The 24,177-nt window shown below is 63.5% G+C and carries 22 protein-coding genes; 16 read left to right on the top strand and 6 right to left on the bottom strand.

The features are described from left to right. Positions 1-3 precede the first annotated feature (3 nt). The 16 genes from M9955_05485 (at position 4) to M9955_05410 (ending at position 18,537) form a co-directional block, all read left to right on the top strand. Entirely contained in the window at positions 4-720 is a 717-nt protein-coding gene (locus tag M9955_05485; protein MCO5081096.1) for a lytic transglycosylase domain-containing protein, read from the top strand. Positions 721-964: 244 nt separating this feature from the next. After that, positions 965-2,704: a relaxase/mobilization nuclease and DUF3363 domain-containing protein gene (locus M9955_05480; protein MCO5081095.1), complete on the top strand. Its 1,740-nt coding sequence runs from the start codon at positions 965-967 to the stop codon at positions 2,702-2,704. 40 nt (positions 2,705-2,744) lie between these two features. Then, positions 2,745-4,727, top strand: a complete 1,983-nt coding sequence (locus tag M9955_05475) for a conjugal transfer protein TraG (protein ID MCO5081094.1) — start codon at positions 2,745-2,747, stop codon at positions 4,725-4,727. 7 nt (positions 4,728-4,734) lie between these two features. Next, the gene (locus M9955_05470) at positions 4,735-5,160 is read left to right on the top strand and encodes a CopG family transcriptional regulator (protein ID MCO5081093.1); all 426 of its coding nucleotides are present in this window, start codon (positions 4,735-4,737) and stop codon (positions 5,158-5,160) included. A gap of 54 nt (positions 5,161-5,214) precedes the next feature. Then, on the top strand, positions 5,215-8,580 hold the full coding sequence (locus tag M9955_05465; protein ID MCO5081092.1) for a VPA1262 family protein: 3,366 nt from the start codon (positions 5,215-5,217) through the stop codon (positions 8,578-8,580). A 189-nt stretch (positions 8,581-8,769) separates the two neighbouring features. Further along, positions 8,770-9,765 carry a P-type conjugative transfer ATPase TrbB gene (trbB, locus tag M9955_05460; protein MCO5081091.1) on the top strand — a complete coding sequence of 332 codons (996 nt, stop codon included), beginning with the start codon at positions 8,770-8,772 and terminating at the stop codon, positions 9,763-9,765. Next, complete coding sequence (locus M9955_05455; GenBank protein MCO5081090.1) at positions 9,762-10,094, top strand: TrbC/VirB2 family protein; 333 nt, start codon at positions 9,762-9,764, stop codon at positions 10,092-10,094. The genes trbB and M9955_05455 overlap by 4 nt, the downstream gene beginning before the upstream one ends. Continuing rightward, positions 10,094-10,375, top strand: a complete 282-nt coding sequence (locus tag M9955_05450; protein MCO5081089.1) for a VirB3 family type IV secretion system protein — start codon at positions 10,094-10,096, stop codon at positions 10,373-10,375. The genes M9955_05455 and M9955_05450 overlap by 1 nt, the downstream gene beginning before the upstream one ends. A gap of 15 nt (positions 10,376-10,390) precedes the next feature. Continuing rightward, on the top strand, positions 10,391-12,850 hold the full coding sequence (gene trbE, locus M9955_05445; protein MCO5081088.1) for a conjugal transfer protein TrbE: 2,460 nt from the start codon (positions 10,391-10,393) through the stop codon (positions 12,848-12,850). Further along, positions 12,847-13,608, top strand: coding sequence for a P-type conjugative transfer protein TrbJ (gene trbJ / locus M9955_05440; protein MCO5081087.1), 762 nt, complete (start codon positions 12,847-12,849; stop codon positions 13,606-13,608). The genes trbE and trbJ overlap by 4 nt, the downstream gene beginning before the upstream one ends. Beyond that, positions 13,595-13,927: a putative entry exclusion protein TrbK-alt gene (trbK-alt, locus tag M9955_05435; protein MCO5081086.1), complete on the top strand. Its 333-nt coding sequence runs from the start codon at positions 13,595-13,597 to the stop codon at positions 13,925-13,927. Before trbJ ends, trbK-alt begins: the two co-directional genes overlap by 14 nt. 1 nt (position 13,928) lies before the next feature. Next, positions 13,929-15,281, top strand: a complete 1,353-nt coding sequence (trbL, locus tag M9955_05430; GenBank protein MCO5081085.1) for a P-type conjugative transfer protein TrbL — start codon at positions 13,929-13,931, stop codon at positions 15,279-15,281. A 2-nt stretch (positions 15,282-15,283) separates the two neighbouring features. Continuing rightward, positions 15,284-15,967, top strand: coding sequence for a conjugal transfer protein TrbF (trbF, locus tag M9955_05425; protein MCO5081084.1), 684 nt, complete (start codon positions 15,284-15,286; stop codon positions 15,965-15,967). After that, positions 15,964-17,055, top strand: coding sequence for a P-type conjugative transfer protein TrbG (gene trbG, locus M9955_05420; GenBank protein MCO5081083.1), 1,092 nt, complete (start codon positions 15,964-15,966; stop codon positions 17,053-17,055). The genes trbF and trbG overlap by 4 nt, the downstream gene beginning before the upstream one ends. A gap of 5 nt (positions 17,056-17,060) precedes the next feature. Then, a complete protein-coding gene (locus tag M9955_05415; GenBank protein MCO5081082.1) occupies positions 17,061-18,299 on the top strand; it encodes a TrbI/VirB10 family protein in 1,239 nt (412 codons plus the stop codon). A gap of 1 nt (position 18,300) precedes the next feature. Beyond that, positions 18,301-18,537, top strand: a complete 237-nt coding sequence (locus tag M9955_05410) for a DUF2274 domain-containing protein (GenBank protein ID MCO5081081.1) — start codon at positions 18,301-18,303, stop codon at positions 18,535-18,537. Between the two features lie 32 nt (positions 18,538-18,569). On the opposite strand, the gene M9955_05405 is transcribed toward M9955_05410, so the two are convergent. From M9955_05405 to M9955_05380, 6 genes are all read right to left on the bottom strand, one after another. Continuing rightward, the gene (locus tag M9955_05405; protein MCO5081080.1) at positions 18,570-19,133 is read right to left on the bottom strand and encodes a class I SAM-dependent methyltransferase; all 564 of its coding nucleotides are present in this window, start codon (positions 19,131-19,133) and stop codon (positions 18,570-18,572) included. 181 nt (positions 19,134-19,314) lie between these two features. Then, on the bottom strand, positions 19,315-20,295 hold the full coding sequence (locus M9955_05400; protein MCO5081079.1) for a LysR family transcriptional regulator: 981 nt from the start codon (positions 20,293-20,295) through the stop codon (positions 19,315-19,317). 51 nt (positions 20,296-20,346) lie between these two features. Next, complete coding sequence (locus M9955_05395; protein MCO5081078.1) at positions 20,347-21,108, bottom strand: aldolase/citrate lyase family protein; 762 nt, start codon at positions 21,106-21,108, stop codon at positions 20,347-20,349. 3 nt (positions 21,109-21,111) lie between these two features. Continuing rightward, positions 21,112-22,278 (bottom strand): acetyl-CoA acetyltransferase, encoded by a 1,167-nt coding sequence (locus tag M9955_05390; GenBank protein ID MCO5081077.1) that lies wholly within the window; start codon positions 22,276-22,278, stop codon positions 21,112-21,114. Between the two features lie 18 nt (positions 22,279-22,296). After that, positions 22,297-23,820: an AMP-binding protein gene (locus M9955_05385; GenBank protein MCO5081076.1), complete on the bottom strand. Its 1,524-nt coding sequence runs from the start codon at positions 23,818-23,820 to the stop codon at positions 22,297-22,299. Positions 23,821-23,831: 11 nt separating this feature from the next. Further along, a complete protein-coding gene (locus M9955_05380) occupies positions 23,832-24,164 on the bottom strand; it encodes a cupin domain-containing protein (GenBank protein ID MCO5081075.1) in 333 nt (110 codons plus the stop codon). Between the last annotated feature and the right edge of the window lie 13 nt (positions 24,165-24,177).

Genomic DNA, 24,177 nt, shown 5'->3' with positions numbered 1-24,177 from the left:
GCCATGCGCTGCGCCGCCTTCCTTCTCCTTTCCGGCCTGTCGCTCGCTTGCGGGATTTCGGGACCGGCCTTCGCGCAACCGCCGGGCGTCATCCGCCCGTCGCCGCGCGATCCCTATGGCGAGCACATTGCCGAGGCGGCGCAACGTTTCCAGCTTCCCATTGCCTGGATACGCGCCGTGCTCGCCGCCGAAAGCAACGGCGATCCGCGCGCCATTTCGCCCAAAGGCGCGATGGGCCTGATGCAGGTGATGCCCACGACATGGAGCGATCTGCGCATCCGCCATCGTCTCGGTGCAGACCCTTACGATCCGCACGACAACATCATCGCAGGCGCGGCCTACATCCGGCTGCTCTACGATCGCTACGGATCGCCCGGCTGGATCGCCGCCTACAACGCCGGACCCGGTCGCTACGAGGCGTCGCTGAGGGGGCGCCCATTGCCGCCCGAGACCCGCGCCTATGTCGCCGCCGTCGCGCCCAATCTCGACGGCACCGGCGATCCCGGCGTCACCATGGTCGCGGCGATCGATCCGCTGGCCTGGACACGTTCGGCGCTGTTCGTCACGCAACAGACGAGCAAGCCGACCGCCGATTCCGTGCCGGCCGAACGTCCGCCGAGCGATGCTCCGGCGACGCCGATCGTGCGCGATGTTTCCGCCATCGTGCCGCAGTCGAATGGCCTGTTCGTCGCGCGGGCGAGCGGAGGAACGGCGCCATGATCGCGCGGGTTCCTGATCGCACGATAGCGCGTTCCAGCGTGTCATGGAGGGCGCTGAGGGGGAGCACGGGCAACACGACCGGAGGATGGCGAGATAAAAAGCCGCGAGGCGCGGCGGTTGGCGGTCGTGTTATTTCAATAGGTTATGCAGCGATTTCGCGAGGTGCGAATTTTAAGCGCACCTCGCAGTTTTGCCGATTTGTGAGCTTTATCCGTGGCCTGACGCGATGTGCGGGGTCTCGGCCATGACCGGCGACAGCGATTTCCGCGTCCGGCCAGGCCGCATCCGCTCATCCGGCAAACAGGCCGCGCGCCCCTTCATTGCGCAGGCACTTGCCGCCGCGCAGAAGGCCGGCGCCCGCATCTCACGCTCGGGAAGGATCACCCCCGGCAACCGCTCGACCTTCGGCCGTGGCCGCACGGCGAGCGTTCGCGCCAATCGTCTCCTGACCGGCCGCTCCCGCATCGTCGTCATCAAGACGCGGGTGGTGCGCCACCATGCGCGCGCCACGCCGCTCAAAGCCCATCTCAACTATCTGCGCCGCGAAGGCGTGACCCGTGACGGAGAGAAGGCCCGGCTGTTCGGACCGGACCGCGACGACGTGGATGGCCGGGCTTTCGCGGAGCGCTGCGAGGAAGACCGCCATCACTTCCGGTTCATCGTCTCGCCGGAGGACGCGGTGGAGATGACCGACCTCCGGAGCTTCGCCCGCGATTTGATGACCCAGATGGAGAGCGACCTCGGCACGAAGCTCGATTGGGCCGGCGTCGATCATTGGAACACCGACAATCCCCACGTCCACATCATCCTGCGCGGCCGCGCCGAGGACGGGCAAGATCTCGTCATCGCACGCGATTACATCAAGGAAGGGATGCGCGCCCGTGCCGCCGATCTCGTCACGCAGGACTTGGGACCGCGCACCGATCTCGACATCCACCGTGATCTGGAGCGGCAGGTCGAGGCCGAGCGCTGGACCCAGCTCGATCGTCAGCTCGTCCGCGACGGGCGCGAGACCGGCGTCATCGACATGGCGCCCGACCGCGAAACGAAGCCCGACGAATATCACGCCCTGAAGGCCGGGCGTCTGCGCAAGCTGGAATCCCTCGGCCTCGCCGATCAGGTCGCGCCCAGCCAATGGATGATCGCCGACGACGCTGAGGCGACGCTGCGTGAGATGGGCGAGCGCGGCGACATCATCAAGCGGATGCACCGGGCGCTGACCGAACGCGGCATCGAGCGCGGATCGGCGGGCTATGTGCTCGCCGCCGAAAATCTCGACACGCCGATCATCGGTCGGCTGGTGGCTCGCGGTCTCGACGACGAGCTGAAGGGTACGGCCTATGCCGTGGTCGACGGCGTCGACGGCCGGACCCATCACATCAGGCTGCGCGATCTCGACGCTGCCGGCGACAGCGCGACGGGATCGATCGTCGAGCTGCGCAGGTTCGAGGACGCCAAAGGCGAACGCCGCGTGGCGCTCGCCGTGCGTTCCGATCTCGACATCGATCGCCAGATCACCGCGACCGGGGCGACCTGGCTCGACCGCCAGAACATCGCCCGCGAGCCGGTCGCCCTGTCAGAGGGCGGCTTTGGCGCCGAGGTGCGTAACGCCATGAACGCCCGCGCCGATCATCTGGTCGAACAGGGCTTCGGCGAGCGGCACGGCCAGCGCGTCACCTTCAGTCGCAACCTGATCGAGACGCTGCGCGGCCGGGAGCTGGATGCGCTCGGTGAGAAGCTCGCCGCCGAGACCGGCCAACCTTTCAACAGGGCCGGCGGCGGCGAATATGTCGCCGGCTCCTATCGCCAGCGCTTCACGCTCGCCTCCGGCCGCTTCGCCATGATCGACGACGGCCTCGGCTTCCAACTCGTGCCGTGGACGCCCTCGCTCGAAAAGCAGCTCGGCCGCCACGTCTCCGGCATCGCCCGCGACGACGGCGGCATCGACTGGAGCTTCGGGCGCAAGCGCGGCCTCGGCCTCTGATCCTTTCGCCTGAGAACCTTTGCCCAAAAAGGAATTGCCTATGTCCGCGACGAAAATCCTCTGGGGCCAGATCCTCGCCGTCTTCGCCATCGTCCTCGTCTGCCTCTGGGGCGCGACCGAATGGGTCGCCTGGCGGCTCGCCTTCCAGCCCGAACTCGGGACGCCATGGTTCAAGGTGTTGGGCTTCCCCTTCTACTTTCCGGCCGCCTTCTTCTGGTGGTGGTATGGCTACGACGCCTATGCGCCGTCGATCTTCGTCGAGGGCGCCTATATCGCGGCGTCCGGCGGTCTGATCGCCGCCGCCGTCGCCATCGGCATGTCGGTCTGGCGGGCGCGCGAGGCCAAGAAAGTCGAGACCTACGGCTCGGCGCGCTGGGCCGAAGCCGCGGAGGTGAAGGCCGCCGGGCTGCTCGGCCCCGATGGCGTCGTGCTCGGCCGCTATACCCACGACTATCTCCGGCACGACGGACCGGAGCATGTGCTGTGCTTCGCGCCGACCCGTTCCGGCAAGGGCGTCGGCCTCGTCATCCCCTCGCTGCTGACCTGGCCGGGCTCCGCCATCGTCCACGACATCAAGGGCGAGAACTGGCAGCTCACCGCCGGTTTCCGCGCCCGGCACGGCCGCGTGCTGCTGTTCGATCCGACTAACGCCAAATCCTCGGCCTACAATCCGCTGCTCGAAGTGCGGCGCGGCGAGTGGGAGGTGCGCGACGTCCAGAACATCGCCGACATCCTGGTCGATCCCGAGGGCAGCTTGGAGAAGCGCAGCCATTGGGAGAAGACCAGCCACGCCCTGCTGGTCGGCGCGATCCTCCATGTCCTCTACGCCGAGGCGGACAAGACGCTCGCCGGCGTCGCCGCCTTCCTCTCCGATCCCAAGCGTCCGATCGAGTCGACGCTCGCCGCCATGATGAAGACCGCCCATCTCGGCGACGCGGGGCCGCACCCGGTCATTGCCAGCGCCGCCCGCGAGTTGCTGAACAAATCCGACAACGAGCGGTCGGGTGTGCTCTCCACCGCCATGTCCTTCCTCGGTCTATACCGTGATCCCGTGGTTGCCGAGGTGACGCGCCGCTGCGACTGGCGCATCACCGACATCGTGGAGGGCAAGCAGCCGACGACGCTCTACCTCGTCGTGCCGCCTTCGGACATCAACCGCACCAAGCCGCTGATCCGCCTGATCCTCAATCAGGTCGGCCGCCGCCTGACCGAAGACTTGCAGGCCAAAGCCGGGCGTCACCGGCTACTGCTCATGCTGGACGAGTTTCCGGCGCTGGGGCGGCTCGACTTCTTCGAGTCTGCGCTCGCCTTCATGGCCGGCTATGGCCTCAAGTCCTTCCTGATCGCGCAGTCGCTGAACCAGATCGAGAAAGCCTATGGCGCCAACAACTCGATCCTCGACAACTGCCATGTGCGCGTCAGCTTCGCCACAAATGACGAGCGCACCGCCAAGCGTGTGTCGGACGCCCTCGGCACCGCGACCGAGATGAAGGCGATGAAGAACTATGCCGGCAGTCGCCTGTCGCCCTGGCTCGGGCACCTGATGGTGTCGCGCTCCGAAACCGCCCGGCCGCTGCTCACCCCCGGCGAGGTGATGCAGCTTCCCGCGACCGACGAGATCGTCATGGTCGCGGGCACGCCGCCGATCCGGGCGAAGAAGGCGCGCTACTTCGAAGATCGTCGTTTGCAGGAACGAATCCTGCCGCCGCCCGCGCTGAAGGCGACGCAGGGCCGCCCGGATGACTGGACCGCGTTGCCCGTGCCGCCGCGTCCGCAGATCGCGGAACCGAAGCCCGCACCGGAAGCCGATGATGACGATCCGACCGAATCCGAACGTCGCCGCCAGCCCGAACTCAACCGCGTACAGCCGGTCGAGAAGACGGAGGCGATCGAGAACGAGTTCGAGATCGGCCTCAACGACGACGATGAGGATGACGCCGCCCGCAACAGCCGGATGAACCGGCTCATGCAGGGTGTGGCGCGTCAGGCGTCGCTCGATCCCGCCGACGGTATGGACCTGTGAGGCGCCGATGAGCAAACCCGCCCGCAAGCAGCGCCTATCCGTCTATCTCGATCCCGCCGTGATGAACCGCCTCGCCGATCACGCCGCGCGGCGGGATCAATCCCGCTCGCTGATCGCGGAGGCCGCGATCGAATCCTTCCTGTCGCCCGACGCGGCCGAGCGGCAGGAAGCCGCGATCACCAAAAGGCTCGACCAGTTCGACCGACGCATGGTCCGGCTTGAGCGCGATGTCGGGATTTCCGTCGAGATGCTCGCCGTGTTCGTGCGCTTCTGGCTCGCCACCACGCCCACGCTCTCCGAACCTGTTGCGAAGGCTGCGCACGCCAAGGCCGCCGAGCGCTACGGCGCCTTCGTCACTGCGCTCGGGCGGCGGCTAGCCAAGGGGCCGAAGCTGCGGCAGGAGATCGCGGAGGATGTTGTGTTAGAAGAATGATGTGATACCGGCTAATTTAGACAGGCCATCCAAGCTCAAGGCGGCGACGTGACAATGCGGAAAGATGCCGATACAGAAATTACAGCTCCAGTTCTGGAAGATCTCCTCAGCGATAGCCGGCTGGCGCGATTGTTCTCAAAAGATGCGCGCGCCTGTGCGCTTCAACTCTGGATATTGCAAATAAAATCCACACAGTCACTTGAAAATCGAATCCTTTACGGTCGCCTGCTCCCCTACAACCATTCAAGCGATAGCTGGTCTTCCAGCAACGACAATAACTTCCGTCCTTTTGGACCCGTCAATGCGCAGGTTATTCGGCTGAACCTGTACGTCAAAAGCGTCCACTGCGCGGAGATCCTCCGGCAATTGAGCGCAGGTCGAACTATTGCGGCAATCAGCGAAGAATTGAAGCTTGGACTCCCCGACAAGATCAGGGCACGGTTTGGAGTGGCCTCACTTCCCGCCGATAAGCTCGTCTATCGCCCCGTCGCTTATCTACTCAACCGCGATGCGCATGACCGTGTTTCGCCGTCCAGTCCTCACGGCGGAGCTGGTGCATTGAGCGCTTCAATCAGCCAAATTGACAAGGGGGCGCTGTTTCGCCTCGGTCAGAACTACGACGTCGTTCTGACTGAAACAATCATCGAACATCTAAACGCAGATACAGGTCTGGACTTCGGCGGTGCCGACGCCGCCCGGTTTGGCGACCTGGAATTGATGGTTTTTCCCGCGCTGGACGACCAAGAGAGGTCCCTGTTGAGCGTGAGTTGGATCGACAAGCCGCTTGCCTTGGTTGCCCGGTTCAACCAGATGCAGGTGCCGAACTTTGCCGCTTTTCAGTTTCGTCTAAGCATCACGAATGGTGACCAAATCGCTTACTCGGGCATCGCCATGGCGGAACGCGATGCGGAGGGCGTGTTCCAATGCCAATTCGAGCTAAGCGACCAGCTGCACGGCAGAACCGACAGCACTGAACTGGAGATCTTCGGTTTCGATGACGACCATTCCCGCCAGGGGACGCTGTGTTGCCGGTGGCGAATTGGGTACATTCGGGAGCTTCATCTACAAGGTCACGTGCTGGGCCACGGCGCCCACCCGGTCAAGTTCGACTGGCTGGAAAAAACCACTCGGGCGGCCGCGTCAGAGCGGACAAAGGCAGCCCTAACGATCAATCGCGACAATTTGGGCTTCACCAACCGCATCGGTGGGCGTGCGGCCGACCCTTGGGTCCCGATCAGCCGCGATCTCGCATCGCTTCTTGCCCGGCTCCACCCACCGAAGTCGGAGGGGCGGTTCTTCCCGCGTTGGGGCCAGGGCGACGGCGAGGGGCGACTTCAATTCGTGGAATGGTTCAAAACGCTGCTGGCGAGGTACGACCAGCATCAGGTGATCATTTTCGATCCTTATTTCGAGTCGGCCGGCCTAAGCCTGATGTTGCTCTATGCCGCCCCGAAGGCTGACTACGTTGTCTTCAGGTCCCTGCCCAAGCCATCGAGGGCGAACGAGGCTACGCAGCCAGCTTCCGACAATCCGTCCCCAAGCGGGATTGACAACCTGTTGGCGAACTGTGAGCAAAATCGCCACCTTTTGAAACGCATAAAGCTTCGCATTTTCGGCCTAAAGGAAGGCCGGCTGCATGATCGCTATATTTTGATTATGGCTCCGGACGGTTTGCCGGTAGCAGGTTTCAACCTGTCCAATTCGTTTCAGAAAGCCGCGGAAAACTATCCATTACTGGTCACACCAATTCCCATGGATGTCCTCCTCAAGGTCGAGGATTACAAGATTGGGTTGGTCCAGGAGGCGCAAGCCGTGCAGGGCGCCGGCGAGACCGAAAACCCGCCGATGCGTCTTCTTCTCGACTCGACGGCGTCGGCGACAGCGCCGCGGCGTTATGAGCCGCTACGTTTCCTAGATATGGCTGAAGCTGGCGATGTGCTGTGCAATTGGACTGGCGAGGCATCTCTCCAAGGCTTGAGCGGCGAGCCGTTGAAGGCTCAGATAGCGACGTTGGGGCTTCTCAAGGGTGACGCCCTCGCGTTGCCCGGTACGGCTGGTTTGCGCAATTGTCTTGACCAACAGACAGGTGACTTCGCGTGTTTCACCCGGGCTTGGGCGGTGATAGGTGAGTTACTCGCGCATTCACACGCTGGGGACCACGACCATCGAGAGCTACAATCCGAGCGCAGCTTTCTGGAGTTTCTGGCGCAGTTCATCCAGGCATCATTCCACCGGGCGTACGACGGGGCCGACAAGGAATTAGCCGTGATGGACGCACGGATTTTGCGGGAGCCCATCGAGAGTCTGTTACATAGCTCTTATCACCCTGACCACTTATTCCATCCAACTAAATACGCAGCCCTGACCTGGTCGGAGTTCTTCGCCATCAAATTTTTATGGTGGTATGCGCCCGACGCTCTGCTGGCGATCGCCGAAGCCCAGATAGTCTCTGTGCCAGACGAGCCTCAAGTTCAGGATGTGGTGCGGCTGTCCCTATTGGGCCAAATCGTCAGCGAGATTTCGCTGTCAGTGCAGTTTGACATCGGCGATGTGCAACGGGAGCGCCTCATGCGCAGCGGCAACGGCCTGCTGCAGTGGTTAGGACTGAATGCAATCGAGCGGCGGCTGGAAAAAGCGGGAGGGCTCGCCATCGTGCTGCAATTGCTCGCTGCTTTTCCATACGATGAGCAGGTGCGAACTTTGGGCTGGATGGTTCAACGCGCGGCACGGAATCCTAAGGCAGAAGAGACCTACAGCGGCTTGGTAGCAGCGCTGCATGGGGCGTTGCGGGCGACGATCCCCGCGGACGAGTTGAGACACCTAGTCAATTCGATGCGAGGGCACATGCGCCAACTAGCCTGGGCAGAGCCGTGGCTTTTCCAGGATGTGATCTCTCCGCTATTGCAGAATGATCGAGCCAAATTCGACGATGCCTGCGATATCTGGGTTCAAGAGCTGGCCGCTATGTTGGAGCCGGAGCCCAAACACAAGACGCCGCTATTTGACCGAGCGCGCGAGGGCCAGACGACCAATATTACCGCGTATCTCTTCGCCCACGGTAGCCCCGAGCGGCAGCAGGCCAGCCTAAAGTCGCTGAAGGCGATCCTGAGGCGGCAGCAGCGAACGGTGCAACAGCCCCTTGCCAGCACTTCCGACTGGACACGGTGGAACGCCGCCCTGACGGTTGCGATGTGGCTTCTGACCTTTACCCGGTGGGCGCAGTATTACCTCCGCAGCCGAGGCATGACCGTCAGCGAATTGGACGAACTGTCGCAGAGCGCCAGCGAGCTTGCGATGGTCCGGCCGATGAGTGAATGGCAGTCGATAAGTACGGGCAAGCCGGGCGAACTTGCCGCGTTCCTCGACCAAGCGGAAGCGCTGCTGAACTCACTCGACGAGTCGACAAGCGGAAGTCAATAGTTAACATGCCTGCTCGCACCTACGGATGGACGGTCTATAACGCAGTATTGTCCCTTCCGCCGTTCTCCTGTATTTGCACGCTACGCTACTACGCCGGTAAATCCTTGTTGAATCCGCCCTAAATCGGGCTCTTTTAATCGACCCCGCAAGGGGAAGGTCTGTCGATCCCCGCTGAACTTGGGGCGCGACATGAAGGCTTCACATCACAATTCTGAAGGCTTGGCGCGGGGCGCGCGGATGCTGCGCACCGCGCTCGGCCCGGCGATCGCGCGGTTTCTGGAAGACGCCTCCGTCGTCGAGGTGATGCTGAACCCGGACGGGCGCATCTGGATTGATCGTCTTTCTGAAGGGCTGTCTGACACAGGGGAGCGGCTCTCGCCCGCCGATGGCGAGCGCATCGTGCGCTTGGTCGCGCACCATGTCGGCGCCGAGGTCCATGCAGGCGCCCCGCGCGTCTCGGCCGAGTTGCCGGAAACCGGAGAGCGGTTCGAGGGCCTGTTGCCTCCTGTGGTCGCGGCGCCCGCGTTTGCGATCCGCAAGCCTGCCGTCGCGGTGTTCACGCTCGACGATTATGTCGCGGCCGGCATCATGTCGGCGGCACAGGCCGAGGCGCTGCGTCAGGGCGTTGCGTCTCGCGCCAACATCCTCGTCGCCGGCGGCACATCCACCGGCAAGACGACGCTGACCAACGCCTTGCTGGCGGAGGTGGCGAAGACCTCCGATCGCGTCGTCATCATCGAGGATACGCGCGAGCTGCAATGCGCCGCGCCCAATCTCGTCGCCATGCGCACCAAGGATGGCGTCGCCTCGCTCTCCGATCTCGTCCGTTCGTCGCTGCGCCTACGCCCCGACCGTATCCCGGTCGGCGAGGTGCGCGGTAGCGAAGCGCTCGATCTGTTGAAGGCGTGGGGCACCGGCCACCCCGGCGGCGTCGGCACCATCCACGCGGGTTCGGCCATCGGCGCGCTGCGCCGGATGGAGCAGCTCATCCAGGAAGCGGTCGTCACCGTGCCGCGCGCGCTGATCGCCGAGACGATCGATCTCGTCGCCGTGCTCGCCGGTCGCGGCTCCAAGCGCCGCCTTGCCGAACTCGCCCGTGTGGAGGGCCTCGGGCCCGATGGCGATTACCGCGTCATCGCCCTCGATCCCGTTTCTCCCCAGCCCGAAGAAGGAAGCCTCTCATGATGCCTGTCATTTCTCGCCTGCGCCGCCGCCTCGCCGCGTCGGTTTCCGTTGCCGTCCTCGGTTTGATGACGGCCGCGCCCGCCCATGCCTCCGGCTCGTCGATGCCGTGGGAACAGCCGCTGCAACAGATCCTGCAATCGATCGAAGGCCCGGTCGCCAAGATCGTCGCGGTCATCATCATCATCGCCACGGGCCTTGCGCTCGCCTTCGGCGACACGTCGGGCGGTTTCCGCCGCCTGATCCAGATCGTGTTCGGCCTCTCCATCGCGTTCGCGGCCAGCTCGTTCTTCCTGTCGTTCTTCTCATTCAGCGGCGGGGCGCTCGTCTGATGGCCGGGCTCAATGAACAGGTCGGAGAGGTTCCCGGCTACACGGTCCCGCTGCACCGGGCGCTGTCCGAGCCGATCCTGCTCGGCGGCGCCCCGCGCGCCATCGCCATTCTGAACGGGACGCTGGCGGGTGCGGTCGGCCTCGGGCTTCGCCTCTGGCTGGTCGGCCTCGCCATCTGGGCGGTCGGCCACGTCGCCGCCGTCTGGGCGGCCAAGCGCGATCCGCTCTTCGTAGATGTGGTGCGCCGTCATCTGCGCATCCCCGCGCACCTGTCGGTTTGAGCGAGGGCCGCGCCGATGATGAACCTTGCCGAATACCGCAACAAGAATAGCCGGCTCGCCGATTTCCTGCCCTGGGTGGCGCTGATCGGCGAAGGCGTCGTGCTCAACAAGGACGGCTCGTTTCAGCGCACCGCGCGGTTTCGCGGCCCCGATCTGGATTCGGCCGTGCCCGCCGAACTGGTCGCCGTCGCCGGACGGCTGAACAACGCCTTCCGTCGTCTCGGCTCCGGCTGGGCGATCTTCGTCGAGGCGCAGCGCCATGTCTCGAACCGCTATCCCGAGAGCACGTTCCCGGATTCGGCGTCGGCGCTGGTCGATGCCGAGCGCAAAGCCGACTTCGAGGAAGCCGGCGCGCATTTCGAGTCGAGCTACTTCCTGACCTTCGCCTATCTACCGCCCGCCGAAGACGCCGCCCGCGCGGAAAGCTGGCTCTATGAGGGGCGCGACCAGAGGGGCCTTGATCCGCGCGAGGCGCTGACCGGCTTCGCTGACCGCACTGACCGCATCCTGCGTCTGGTCGAAGCCTTCATGCCGGAATGCGTCTGGCTCGATGACGCGGAGACGCTGACCTATCTGCACGCCTGCGTCTCTACCAAGCGCCATCGTGTCCGCGTGCCCGAGACGCCGATGTATCTCGATGCGCTGCTCGCCGATCAGCCGCTCACCGGCGGGCTGGAGCCGCGATTGGGTTCGCAGCACATCCGCGTGCTGACCGTCACCGGCTTTCCGACCGCGACGACGCCCGGCCTGCTCGACGAGCTGAACCGGCTCGCTTTTCCCTATCGCTGGTCCACGCGCGCCATCCTGCTCGACAAGACCGACGCAACGAAGCTGCTGACCAAAATCCGCCGTCAATGGTTCGCGAAACGGAAGAGCATCGCCGCGATCCTGAAGGAGGTGATGACCAACGAAGCCTCGGCGCTGGTCGATACCGATGCCTCGAACAAGGCGGCGGACGCCGATCTCGCATTGCAGGAACTCGGCGCCGACTATGCCGGCATCGCCTATGTCACCGCCACCGTGACGGTGTGGGACGCCGATCCGCGTGCCGCCGACGAGAAGCTGCGCCTCGTCGAGAAGGTCATCCAGGGCCGCGATTTCACGGCGATGCCCGAGACCATCAACGCCGTGGACGCCTGGCTCGGCTCGTTGCCCGGCCATGTTTACGCCAATGTCCGGCAGCCGCCGATCTCGACGCTCAATCTCGCCCACATGATACCCTTGTCAGCGGTGTGGGCAGGGCCGGAACGGGACGAGCACTTTGCAGCACCCCCGCTGCTGTTCGGCAAGACCGAAGGCTCGACCCCGTTCCGGTTTTCTCTCCATGTCGGCGATGTCGGCCATACGCTGATCGTCGGCCCGACCGGCGCCGGCAAATCCGTGCTACTGGCGCTGATGGCCTTGCAGTTCCGGCGCTATGCCGGCGCACAGGTGTTCGCTTTTGACTTCGGCGGCTCGATCCGGGCGGCGGCGCTCGCCATGCGCGGCGACTGGCACGATCTCGGCGGCGGCCTCACCGAGGGCAGCGCCGCCAGCGTGTCGCTGCAACCGCTCGCCCGCGTCGATGATACGGCCGAACGCGCCTGGGCCGCCGACTGGATCGTGGCCATCCTCACGCGCGAGAGCGTCGCGATCAGCCCGGAGGTGAAAGAGCACATCTGGACGGCGCTGACCTCGCTCGCCTCCGCGCTGGTCGAGGAGCGCACCATCACCGGCCTTTGCGTGCTGTTGCAGTCCAACGACCTCAAACAGGCGTTGCGTCCCTATTGCATCGGCGGCGCCTGGGGCCGGCTGCTCGACGCTGAGAGCGAGCATCTCGGCACCGCCACCGTGCAGGCGTTCGAGACCGAAGGGCTGATCGGCACGGAGGCCGCGCCCGCCGTTCTGGCCTATCTCTTCCACCGCATCGAGGACCGGCTCGACGGATCGCCGACGCTCATCATCGTCGATGAAGGCTGGCTCGCCCTCGACGACGAAGGCTTCGCCGGCCAGCTCCGCGAATGGCTGAAGACGCTGCGCAAGAAGAACGCCAGCGTCATCTTCGCCACGCAGAGCCTGTCGGACATCGACGGCTCCGCTATCGCGCCCGCCATCATCGAGAGCTGCCAGACCCGGCTTCTGCTCCCGAACGAACGCGCGATCGAGCCGCAGATCACCGCCATCTATCGCCGCTTCGGTCTCAACGATCGCCAGATCGAGATCGTCGCGCGGGCCATGCCCAAGCGCGACTATTACTGCCAGTCGCGACGCGGCAACCGGCTGTTCGAGCTGGGCCTTTCCGAGGTGGCGCTGTCGCTTTGCGCTGCGTCCTCGCGCCAGCATCAGCAGCTCATCGCCGAGGTCCATGCGCGCTCGGGCACGAATGGCTTCCTCTACGAATGGCTCTGCGAAAACAGCCTCGCCTGGGCCGCCGACATGATCGCTGACCTCACCAACGTCATCCCGCCAACGAAAACCACGGAGGTTCTCCCATGATCCGTTCCCGTATTTGCGCCCGGCGTTTCGCCCTGGCGCTCCTCGCCGCGCCCGTGGCGTTCGCGCCAATGCTGGCGACGCCCGCCCACGCGCAATGGATCGTGTTCGATCCCTCGAACTATGCGCAGAACGTGCTCACCGCCGCGCGCAGCCTCGAACAGATCACCAACCAGATCACCTCGCTTCAGAACGAGGCGCAGATGCTCATCAACCAGGCCCGCAATCTCGCGAGCCTGCCGTATTCGTCGCTCCAACAGTTGCAGCAGTCGGTCCAGAAGACCCAACAGCTTCTGAACCAGGCGCAGAACATCGCCTACAATGTCCAGTCGATTGATCAGGCGTTCCAAAGCAAATACGCCAATGTCTCGGTGTCGGCCTCGGACGCGCAGCTCATCGCCGACGCCAAGACCCGCTGGCAGAACACGGTCGGCGGCTTGCAGGACGCCATGCGCACGCAGGCGACCGTTGTCGGCAACCTTTCGACCAACTCGACGCAGATGTCGGCACTGGTCGGCGCGAGCCAGTCGGCGACCGGCGCTCTTCAGGCGACGCAGGCGGGCAATCAGCTTCTCGCCCTTCAGGCGCAACAACTCGCCGATCTCACCGCCGTCGTCTCCGCCAATGGCCGCGCACAGGCGCTGCAATCGGCGGAACAGGCCGCCGCCGCCGCGCAGGGGCAGGAGCAGCGCCGTCGCTTTCTGACGCCGGGCACGGGCTATCAGCCCGGCAACGCGCAGATGTTCTATGGCAGTAACTGAGGGCGGCGTGATGGACGGCAAGACCCTCGCGCGCATCGGCGCCATAGCCTTCGTCGCGCTCGCCATCGTCGCGGCGGTGATCGACATGAACCGTCCCGACGACCGTCAGGCCGATTTCACCATGCCGGGGCCTGCAATAATCGCGCGCGATCCGCTCGATGCGGAACTCGCACGATGCAGCGGCCTTGGTGAAGCCGGGCCGCGCGATCCGTCCTGCCTGAAGGCGTGGGCCGAGAACCGTCGCCGCTTCCTCGGCCAACCCGCTGTCGCCGATGCGCCCGCGAGCGTTCCCGCGCCGGCCATGAGCGGAGCGCGCTGACATGGGCGGCACCGGCGTCATCGACCAATTCCTCGCGGTCTTCACCCGCTATATCGACGGCGGCTTCGGCCTGTTGCGTGGCGAGGTCGGCTTCATCGCCTCGACCCTCATTGTTATCGACGTGACGCTGGCCGCGCTGTTCTGGTCCTGGGGCGCCGATGACGACATCATCGCTCGCCTCGTCAAGAAGACGCTGTTCGTCGGCGTCTTCGCCTACCTCATCTCCAACTGGAACAATCTCGCCCGAATCATCTTCGAGAGCTTCGCCAGCCTCGGCCTGAAGGCGTCCGGTACCGGCTTCACCACGGCGCAATTGCTGCAACCCGGCAAGGTCGCGCAGACCGGCCTCGACGCCGGCCGCCCGCTGCTCGATTCGATCTCGAACCTGATGGGCTACTGGTCCTTCTTCGAGAACTTCATCCAGATCGCCTGCATGTTGTTCGCCTGGGCGCTGGTGCTGCTCGCCTTCTTCATCCTCGCCGTTCAGCTCTTCGTCACCTTGATCGAGTTCAAGCTGACGACGCTCGCCGGCTTCGTGCTGATCCCCTTCGGCCTGTTCGGCAAATCCGCCTTCATGGCCGAGCGCGTCCTCGGTAACGTCATCTCGTCCGGCATCAAGGTGCTGGTACTGGCCGTCATCATCGGCATCGGCTCGACGCTGTTCTCGCAGTTCACCGCTGGGTTCGGGGGCGCCACGCCGAGCATCGATCAGGCGATGGCGATCGTGCTCGCGGCGCTATCGCTGCTCGGGCTCGGCATCTTTGGTCCCGGCATCGCCAATGGCCTCGTCTCCGGCGGCCCGCAGCTCGGCGCGGGCGCGGCGATCGGAACCGGCCTTGCCGCCGGCGGCATGGTTGCGGCGGGTGGAGCGGCTATCGGCGCCGTCGCCTCCGGTGGCGCGGCGCTCGCGGGCGGCGCTGCCGCTGCCGCGCGTGGCGGGGCCGCACTCGCCGGTGGAGCCTCCACCGCCTACAGCCTTGGCGCCGCCGGTCAGTCCGGCGCATCGGGCGTCGCTTCCGGCCTTGGCGGCGTCGCCAATGCCGGCGCGCAGGCTGCCATCTCGCCGTTGAAGCGCGCGGCCTCGCGGGCCGCCGACAGTCTCAAATCCAGCTATCAGGCCGGCAGCCGTGCCGCGACGGAGATCGCCGAAGGCTCATCCGGTTCGGGTGGAGGGGACGCCGGTGGCGGCGCAGCATCCGCCGCGATGTCATCTCCCAATCAGCCGCCCGCCTGGGCGCAGCGCATGAAGCGCTCGCAGCAGATGACCCACGGCGTTCAGGCCGCCGCCCATGCCGTGCGCAGCGGCGACAGCCATGGCGGCGGCTCCTCCGTCAACCTCTCCGAAAGCGACTGATCATGTTCAAACGACCATCGACCCATTACGGCAAATCCCCGCAGCCCGAGACGCCCTATCAGCGCGCCGCGCAGGTTTGGGACGAGCGCATCGGTTCGGCTCGCGTGCAGGCGAAAAACTGGCGGCTGATGGCCTTCGGCTCGCTTGCTTTGTCGGCGGGCCTGTCCGCCGCGCTGGTCTGGCAATCCGCCAATGGCTCGATCGTGCCGTGGGTGGTGCAGGTCGACAAGCTCGGCCAGGCGCAGACCGTGGCGCCTGCCACCGCCGACTATCAGCCGAACGATCCGCAGATCGCCTTCTACCTCGCGCGCTTCATTGAAGAGGTGCGCGGCATTCCCGCCGATCCGATCATCGTGCGGCAGAACTGGCTGCGCGCCTACGACTTCACCACGCAGGGCGGCGCGCTGGCGCTCAACGATTACGCCCGCGCCAACGATCCCTTCGCCAATGTCGGCAAGGTCCAGGTCGCCATCGAAATCTCCAGCGTCATCCGCGCCTCGCCGTCGAGCTTCCGCGTCGCCTGGATCGAGCGCCGCTATCAGGACGGCTCGCTCAGCAGCACCGAACGCTGGTCGGCCATCCTCACCGTCGCCGTGCAGCCGCCCCGAGATGCCGACAAACTCCGTGCCAATCCGCTCGGAATCTACATCAACGCCATCAACTGGTCGAAGGAGCTTGGACAATGACACCCGCCCTCCGCAAAGTCGCCCCTCGGAGAGTGGGATTATCGGCTTTCCTCAATCCCGCCTTTGCGGGGTTCCGCTTCGGCGGTTCCCGGATTTTCCGTAAATCCGTTTTCCCGGTTTTGCTGATTTGCACGACGACGCTCGCCGGCTGCGCGACCTTCGAGAAGCCCCCGGAAATCTCCTACGATAACGAGCTGCCAGCCGTGCAGGCGTCCGATCCGCCCGCGCCGGTCAGGGTGGTGGAACTGCCGAAGCCGCTTCCTCTTCCCGGCCAGTTGAAGCCGGTCGGTAAGGACAGCAAACCCGAGCCGGAAGCCGCCGACCCGACCGTGCGCGTCAATCAGGCCAATGCCGCCGCGCGCGTGCAGCCCGTGCGCAACGGCTTCATCAACTCGATGCAGGTCTATCCCTTCGTCGATGGCGCGCTCTATCAGGTCTATTCGTCACCGGGGCAGATCACTGACATCGCACTCCAACCCGGCGAAACCCTCGTCGGCTCCGGCCCCGTCGCCGCCGGCGACACCGTGCGCTGGATCATCGGCGACACCGAGAGCGGCACGAGCACTGGCAAGCAGGTCCACATCCTCGTCAAGCCGACGCGCCCCGAGCTGATGACCAATCTCGTCATCAATACCGACCGGCGCACCTATCACATGGAACTGCGCTCGACCGAGAAGACCTATATGGCCTCGGTCTCGTGGCAGTATCCGCAGGACCAGCTCATCGCGCTGCGCCGGCAGAATACCGAGGCGCAGGCCGCGCAGCCCGTTTCGTCCGGTATCGATCTGGCGAAGGTCAATTTCCGTTACGAGGTGACGGGCGACCGCGCGCCATGGCGGCCGCTGCGCGCCTTCGACGACGGCAAGCAGGTGTTCATCGAGTTTCCGCGCGGCATCGGCCAGGGCGAGATGCCGCCGCTCTTCGTCGTCGGCCCCGAGGGCGACACCTCGGAACTGGTGAACTACCGCGTGCGCGGCAACTACATGATCGTCGATCGCCTCTTCGCCGCGGCCGAGCTGCGCTTTGGCGCGGCGAAGGATCAGAAGCACGTCCGCATCTCCCGGACTGACGGGAGGCCGGCATCGTGAGCGAGATCGATTCCGGAAAGGAAGAAGGGCAGAAGCCGGAGGGCCCGCGTTCGCCGGAGGCGGCGGAGGACGCCCGGCCGCTGACCGGCGAGCCGGCCGCGACCATGCGGCTGCGCCCCGAGCCGCCGCGCGTCACCCGGCTGTCGCGCAAGGCGCTCGCCGGGATCGCGCTGGTGACGAGCGTCGGCCTCGGCGGCGCGCTGATCTATGCGCTTCAGACCCGCCACGGCGGCAATCAGGGCCAGGAACTCTATTCCACCGACAACCGCACCACGCCGGACGGCCTCGCCGGTCTGCCGAAGGATTATTCCGGCGTGCCCAAGCTCGGTCCGCCTCTGCCCGGCGATCTTGGCCGTCCGATCCTCAGCGCGCAGAACGCCGGCCAGGCCGTGCCCGTCCCGCCGATGGCGATGCCGAATCCCGGCATCAGTCAGGAGGAACAGCGCCGGCTTCAGGAAACTGAGTCCGCACGCACCGCGCGGCTGTTCTCCTCCACCGAGAGGCGGCCGGCGAGCAGCCCGACGACTGCAACTGCGACGCCGATTCCGCAGACCGACCTCGCCAGCCTCGGCCTCGCGCCGCAGCCCTCGACGCCTTCGGCGCAGGACCGCCAGCTCGCCTTCCTCAATCAGACACCCGACAAGCGCACCGTCTCGCCCGATCGCGTCACGGCGCCCGCGTCGGTCAACGTGCTTCAGGCCGGGGCGGTGATTGCCGCCGCGCTCATCACCGGCATCCGCTCCGATCTTCCTGGCCAGATCACCGCGCAGGTGACAGAGAACATCTACGACAGCCCGACGGGCAAGATCCTGCTCATCCCACAGGGCACGCGCGTCATCGGCCAGTATGACAACGGCGTCGGCTTCGGCCAACGCCGCGTGTTGCTGGTGTGGAATCGACTGATCTTCCCCAACGGTCGCTCGATCGTGCTCGAACGCCAGCCCGGCGCCGACGCCGAAGGCTATGCCGGTCTAGAGGATGGCGTCGATTACCATTGGGGCGAGCTGTTCAAGGCCGCCGCGCTGTCCACGATTCTGAGCGTTGGCGCCGAAGCTGGAACCAGTCAGAACGAAAACAGCCTCGTCCAGGCGCTCCGTCAGGGGGCGTCGAACAGCGTCAGCCAGACCGGCCAGCAGATCGTCAGCCGCCAGCTCAACATCGCGCCGACGCTGACCATCCGGCCGGGCTTCCCCGTCCGGGTGATCGTCACGCGCGATCTCGTCCTCGAACCGTATGGAGGCTGACATGGCGAAGCTGAAACTCGGCCCGATCGCCGACGACAAGCCCGTGAAGGTCGCGGTGGAGCTGCCTGCCAGCCTCCATCGCGACCTGATCGCCTATGCCGAAATCCTTGGCCGCGACGCCGGGCAGCCGCCGACCGATCCCGTCCGCCTGATCGTGCCCATGCTGGAGCGCTTCATCGCGACGGATCGAGGCTTTATGAAGATGAAGCGCACGAACCTCTCTTCTACAAAGTGCTGACGATTTCATCCGAATTGTAGAAGCTCCTGCCATCATTTCTCGGGTAGCTTTCGGTATACCTGTGTGGAGCCGCCCTCCAATGTTGCGATCTTTGTCCACCGAGAACGATCAGTAAGGTCATGTTCAAGGGCGCGTCTGCTAGAAGCTTCGGCAAGGCCAAGGTTAGCGCAAACAAGCACCCCGCCATCTCGCAAGAGCATGCATAGTTCCCAGATAAGCTTATCATCAGGCGCAAAGCCGTCAAAAAAAGCGAGATCATAGGGACCGACAAGACGCGGCAGGACAGAGTGAAAGTCGCCTTGATGAACCTTCACACGATCTTGAAGCCCAGCTTCGGCAATATATCGACGGGCAAGCATTACATGCTCCGGATCGCCTTCAACGGTGTCGACCATTGTGTCGTCGGTACCAAATGCAAGGCAGCAAGCCGTAAAGCCGAGTGCAGTCCCGAGCTCGACAACCCGCCGGGGCGCCTCCGCTTTCGCCAGAGCGATCAACCCGGCTCCGTCTTCGAAAGTGTAAGCGCCACAGCGATGGCGTTGACGATGTTGACGGGTCGCTTCCTGGATGAAGTCGAAGGGGGTTGTACGAACCATATCAATCCTCGCACGGTCTTTGCGATCGGATTTTGACCTGATCGCCAGTATTGAAGCGACAATAAACACCGCTGCAACCCGCTAGCTACAGCCGCGATTTGATCACTCGTGGAGAAATTTCATCGCCTTGGGAGAGGAACGCTGCGAGCTTATCGGCTTATCCCAAAAATGATTGCCCGCATTATGACGAGGAGCTGAAATTTTGCAGGGAAGAAATGGGATCTGCTCCATCAGTTGACATATGACCGTAAGCCTTTCTCTTATTTGAGCGCGCCATCGATCGGGCTAGACTAAGCAATTTCCGAAAGGCGGGATTATCGTTTTTCGAAGACCATACAGCGCTGAACGGAAGTACCTCACCGACAATCGACCGATAAACGACACCCGGAATTCGTGCTGCTGTGGTTGCTTCGCTTGTTACCGTCAATCCGCGCCCCAGTGCCACGAGAGTAAGTAGATTGTCCCGTCCTACTTTTTGAGGCTCGATCTGTGGGTGGTGGCCAAGATCAGCGAGCCGTTGGACCAAATAATCGTGAATCTCTGGGCCAGGAGCAATATCGCTGACAATGAAAACCTCTCCAGCTAAATCCGCCCAGCCAACCTCGCTTTTTACAGTCAAAGGATGATGGTCAGGAAGTACCACGAAAACGCGCTCGGACCAGAGGTGCTGTGTTTCACAATCGCTCCACGCCGATGTGCCGGTTATAAATGCCACATCAAGTTGGAGTTGCCTGATCGCTGCAATGTGATCCGCTGGACTTCCGTCAATGAAATCCAGCCGAACTTTATTGTGTGTCTTTTCGTAAGTTCCGAGCAAATCGGATAAAAATCCCGAGGCAAGCGACGAAAAAATGCCAATTCGTAAGACGCCTTCTTCACCACGCCCTATTACGGCAAGGCTTCGCTCGCCTTCGTCGATGGCCCTAAGACCCTGCCGCGTTCGACGAAGAAAGCGTTCGCCAGCGTAGGTAAGTGACACCCCGCTTGTGTGGCGATGAAAGAGTGACACGCCGAGTCTGTCTTCGAGATGACGTATGGATCGACTGATGGCGGACTGCGATATGCCTAGGGCTGCTCCCGTTTTCCGGAAGCTGCCATGCTCGGCGGCTGCTACGAAGTAACGTAGGTGGCGAAGTTCTATAAAGCTAGCACTTTTTGCCATTCCCGATTTCTGACTATTAATATGGAAACAACTGATGAGGAAATTTCAAAGTTACCCTTCGTCAGCAACCATTTTAATGGATCGTGTCGCGGAACGGAGCATAGACTGATCTGAGCCGCAAACGAGAATTGAAAAGCCAAGCGACTTCCATTTCGTCACCTCCGAGGTATCACCTAGAAAGATAGCCAGCCGCTTGCCTGTGGCCTGGGCCACTTCGGCAACCCGCGCCACGGCGCGCTCTACAGAGGGATCGTCGAGCCGCGATGCTCCGAGCGATTGCATCAGATCCGCCCGTCCCACGAAAAGAACGTCGACTTCGGGTGTGGCACAGATCTCTTCGATATTACGGATGGCCTCTGCATCCTCAATTTGACACCAGATGCTGACATCGGCGTCGCTCGCTTTCATGTAGCCGTCGAGTGGCAGACCGCCATAAAGACCTGCTCGACCGGATGCCGAAAGCCCGCGTTTGCCGCCATGAAAACGTGCGGCAGCAACTGCGGCAGCCGCACTTTCCCTGTCGACGACATGCGGAACGACGATGCCGGTCGCCCCTGCATCGAGGCTCTGGCCGAGAAGTGGCGAGCCTAGCGCCGGGATTCGTACGAGTACGGGAAATCCTTTTGCCGCCGCTAGGATGTCATCGATAGCTTCAATGCCGAATGGAGCATGCTCAGCGTCGACAACCGCAAAATCAAGCCCACTTAGCGCCAGTATTTCGGTAATATGACGCGAAGGCGTCTTCTGGAACGTGCCGCCCAGAATATCACCCGCCAGCGTGCGCTGGCGTAAGCCTCCTTTGGTGCCAAGCATGTCTTACACCGCCTCCAATATCGAGACGTAATTGGCGACGCCACTGCCGCCCATATTGAACACGCCGGCCAGGTCAGCCTTCGGCAATTGCAGGTCGCCGGCTTCGCCGGTGAGCTGCATGGCGGCGAGCACATGCATAGAAACGCCGGTCGCCCCGACCGGATGGCCCTTCGCCTTGAGGCCGCCGGAGCGGTTGACCGGCAGCCGCCCGTCCTTCTCGGTCCAACCTTCCAGGATCGCCCTTGCGCCTTCACCTTCGCCCGTCAGCCCCATGGCCTCGTAGGACATGAGCTCGGCAATGGTGAAGCAGTCGTGCACCTCCACGAAGGAGAGATCGCCGATCCTGGCGTTTGCCGCCTCCAGCGCCCGCCGCCAGGCCTCCGACGCGCCTTCCAACCGCCAGACATCACGTTTTGAAAGCGGCATGTGATCATTGACGTGAGCGGCAGAGCGGAAACGGACTGCACGCCTGAAATTCATAGCGTCATCATCGAGCGAAAGTACGAGGGCGGCGGCACCATCGGAAATGGGCGAGCAATCCGTCCGCCTGAGCGGTGGCGCGACCATCGGATTCTTGTCGCTGATAGTGCGGCAGAAGTCGAAGCCGAGATCCTTGCGCATCTGCGCATAGGGGTTGTCGACGCCGTTGCGGTGGTTCTTGGCCGCGATCATGGCGAGCGCGTCCGACTGGTCGCCGAATTTCTGGAAATAGGCGCGGCTCATATGGGCAAACACGCCGGCGAAACCCGCCGGCATGTCGGCTTCCTCCTTGCGGTAGCTCGCGCCGAGCAGCGCGTCGCCGACATGCGCCGTGCTCGTCCCGGTCATCTTCTCTACGCCGATGACGAGGACATTGCGCCCCTGTCTCGCCTTGAGGAAATTACGGCCGGCATGGAGGGCGGCACTCCCCGAGGCGCAGGCATTCTCCGCCCGGCTCATCGGCTTGAAGCGCAGCTCCGGAACGGATTGCAGCACGAGGCTTGCCGGAAAGTCCTGTTTCGACATGCCGCTGTTGAACATGCCGACGAAAACGGCGTCGATGTCGTCGGCCTCCAACCCGGCGTTTTCAATGGCAGCGCCGGCGACGTCGGCCACCAGCGCTTCCGCATCCTTGTCTTCGTGCTTGCCGAAAGGTGTATGGGCCCAGCCCACGATAATTGGATCAGTCATAATTTCCTCCCGCCCGTGCTATTCCGTTCTGGTGAGCACTGACTTAGCGTCGTACTCACGCAGTTCCGTCTTGACGACCTTGCCGTAGTTGTTCTTTGGCAATGCCGCCACGAACACATAGTCCTTCGGCCGCTTAAAACGTGCGATATTGGCGAGGCACAAGGCGTCTAATTCGCTGGTCGAAACATCCCCGACCACATAGGCGATGACAACTTCGCCCCACTCGGAATCCGGCCGACCGATGACCGAGACTTCACGCACGCCGGAGTGGGAGAGAAGTACCTCTTCTACCTCGCGCGGATAAATGTTCGTGCCGCCAGAGATGATCACGTCCTTGGAGCGATCCTTGAGCGTAAGGTTGCCGCTTCCGTCAAAGGCACCGATATCGCCCGTATGCAGCCAGCCATTACGGAGAGTTTTCGCGGTGGCCACTTCGTCGTTCCAGTAGCCGCTCATCACAGTCGGACCACGCACCAGGACTTCGCCGGTCTCGCCAAGTGGCAGCGGTTGGTCGTCTTCTCCCGCAACGATGACGTCGACAAGATCGAAAGGCCGGCCGACGCTGCCCAGGCAGGCGCGCCAATCAGGCCGGCTACGGTCGGCAATGATCGAGCGATCGAGTGTGGTTATCGTCATCGGCGTCTCGCCCTGACCATAAATCTGGGCAAGGCGTGGGCCAAAAGCATCGAGCGCAGCAACGGCGTCCTCGACATACATCGGTCCGCCGCCGTAGACGATGCTGCGGAAAGCCGAAACGTCTGCGCCCGACGCCTGCGCGACCATCCGCTTGACCATGGTCGGCGCTGCAAAAAGCGACATGCGGCGCCAATGTTGCGCCAGCGTAAAAATCTCGTCTGTTTCGAAGCCTCCCGATTCCGGCACAATGTTGATGGCACCACGCAGAATATGCGCCATCATGTAAAGGCCTGAGCCATGGCTCATCGGGGCCGCATGGACAATCGAGTCACCCGGCGCTGTGGGATCGACTTCGGCAAGATAGGCATAAGACATGGCGGCGAGATTGCGATGCGATAGGCAGGCGCCCTTCGGCCGCCCCGTCGTGCCGCTGGTGTAGAATAGCCACGCGAGATCATCGGCGGCGCGTAGGACCGGTTTTATGGGGTCACCATTGCAGAGTTGGTGGAAAGCTGGGCTGCCGAGCGTGATTAGATGCGTCACGTTCGTGACGGCTGAGCTGGCAACATCCGAATCCAACCCCTTTGACGCGAAGACGACGCGCGCGCCGGAATGTTCGAGCGCGTAAGCGATCTCCTGCGCATGCAGCTTGGCATTTAAAGGTACGGCAACAGCGCCAGCAAACCAGATCGCGTAGAGCGCCGTGACGTAATCCGGTTCGTTCTTCGCAGCGATGGCGATCCTGTCTCCCGGCTTGACTCCCAGCCTCGTCGTTAGACTGCCGGCAAGGCGCGCAACCTCGTTAGCGAGATCGCGATAGTTGGCGATCGTTTGCGTGCCCAATGCGACGGCGGGCAGGTTCGGAAAACATTCGGCCGTACGGGCCAACCATAGTCCAATGTTCACGATCCGCCTCCTCAACCGTATTCCGGCCGAGGCGGCGTGAAGACGTCGAGGTTCAGCACCTCCTCGTCGCCCACCACCTCGCCCCAATGACGGACATTCGGAGGAATCACCAGGAGCTCGCCTGGGCCAATCAGGCGCACCTCCTCACCCACGAAGAACCGAATCGTGCCTTTGAGAATGTAGGCAATCTGCTCGTTTTCGTGCGAATGCGGCTTCGGCTCGTGGCCCGGTTGTAACCGGTGCAAAGCAACCGTAGCACCTTCGCCCGAGATGGCTTTGCGTTCCACGCCTTCGCGCACAGGCGTCCAAGGGATGCTATTCCAATCGATTGATTTTATGTTCATGGTTGTGTTCCCA

Source organism: Rhizobiaceae bacterium, assembly GCA_023953845.1.
Taxonomy (GTDB): Bacteria; Pseudomonadota; Alphaproteobacteria; order Rhizobiales; family Rhizobiaceae; genus Arvimicrobium.
The sequence above is the reverse complement of the archived record's forward strand: the minus strand, read 5'-3'. Positions and strand labels throughout refer to the sequence as shown.

Coding starts and splice junctions, on each gene's coding strand:
- M9955_05485 (MCO5081096.1), top strand. CDS start 4: ATGCGCTGCGCCGCCTTCCTTCTCCTTTCCGGCCTGTCGCTCGCTTGC.
- M9955_05480 (MCO5081095.1), top strand. CDS start 965: ATGACCGGCGACAGCGATTTCCGCGTCCGGCCAGGCCGCATCCGCTCA.
- M9955_05475 (MCO5081094.1), top strand. CDS start 2,745: ATGTCCGCGACGAAAATCCTCTGGGGCCAGATCCTCGCCGTCTTCGCC.
- M9955_05470 (MCO5081093.1), top strand. CDS start 4,735: ATGAGCAAACCCGCCCGCAAGCAGCGCCTATCCGTCTATCTCGATCCC.
- M9955_05465 (MCO5081092.1), top strand. CDS start 5,215: ATGCGGAAAGATGCCGATACAGAAATTACAGCTCCAGTTCTGGAAGAT.
- trbB (MCO5081091.1), top strand. CDS start 8,770: ATGAAGGCTTCACATCACAATTCTGAAGGCTTGGCGCGGGGCGCGCGG.
- M9955_05455 (MCO5081090.1), top strand. CDS start 9,762: ATGATGCCTGTCATTTCTCGCCTGCGCCGCCGCCTCGCCGCGTCGGTT.
- M9955_05450 (MCO5081089.1), top strand. CDS start 10,094: ATGGCCGGGCTCAATGAACAGGTCGGAGAGGTTCCCGGCTACACGGTC.
- trbE (MCO5081088.1), top strand. CDS start 10,391: ATGATGAACCTTGCCGAATACCGCAACAAGAATAGCCGGCTCGCCGAT.
- trbJ (MCO5081087.1), top strand. CDS start 12,847: ATGATCCGTTCCCGTATTTGCGCCCGGCGTTTCGCCCTGGCGCTCCTC.
- trbK-alt (MCO5081086.1), top strand. CDS start 13,595: ATGGCAGTAACTGAGGGCGGCGTGATGGACGGCAAGACCCTCGCGCGC.
- trbL (MCO5081085.1), top strand. CDS start 13,929: ATGGGCGGCACCGGCGTCATCGACCAATTCCTCGCGGTCTTCACCCGC.
- trbF (MCO5081084.1), top strand. CDS start 15,284: ATGTTCAAACGACCATCGACCCATTACGGCAAATCCCCGCAGCCCGAG.
- trbG (MCO5081083.1), top strand. CDS start 15,964: ATGACACCCGCCCTCCGCAAAGTCGCCCCTCGGAGAGTGGGATTATCG.
- M9955_05410 (MCO5081081.1), top strand. CDS start 18,301: ATGGCGAAGCTGAAACTCGGCCCGATCGCCGACGACAAGCCCGTGAAG.
- M9955_05405 (MCO5081080.1), bottom strand. CDS start 19,133: ATGGTTCGTACAACCCCCTTCGACTTCATCCAGGAAGCGACCCGTCAA.
- M9955_05400 (MCO5081079.1), bottom strand. CDS start 20,295: ATGGCAAAAAGTGCTAGCTTTATAGAACTTCGCCACCTACGTTACTTC.
- M9955_05395 (MCO5081078.1), bottom strand. CDS start 21,108: ATGCTTGGCACCAAAGGAGGCTTACGCCAGCGCACGCTGGCGGGTGAT.
- M9955_05390 (MCO5081077.1), bottom strand. CDS start 22,278: ATGACTGATCCAATTATCGTGGGCTGGGCCCATACACCTTTCGGCAAG.
- M9955_05380 (MCO5081075.1), bottom strand. CDS start 24,164: ATGAACATAAAATCAATCGATTGGAATAGCATCCCTTGGACGCCTGTG.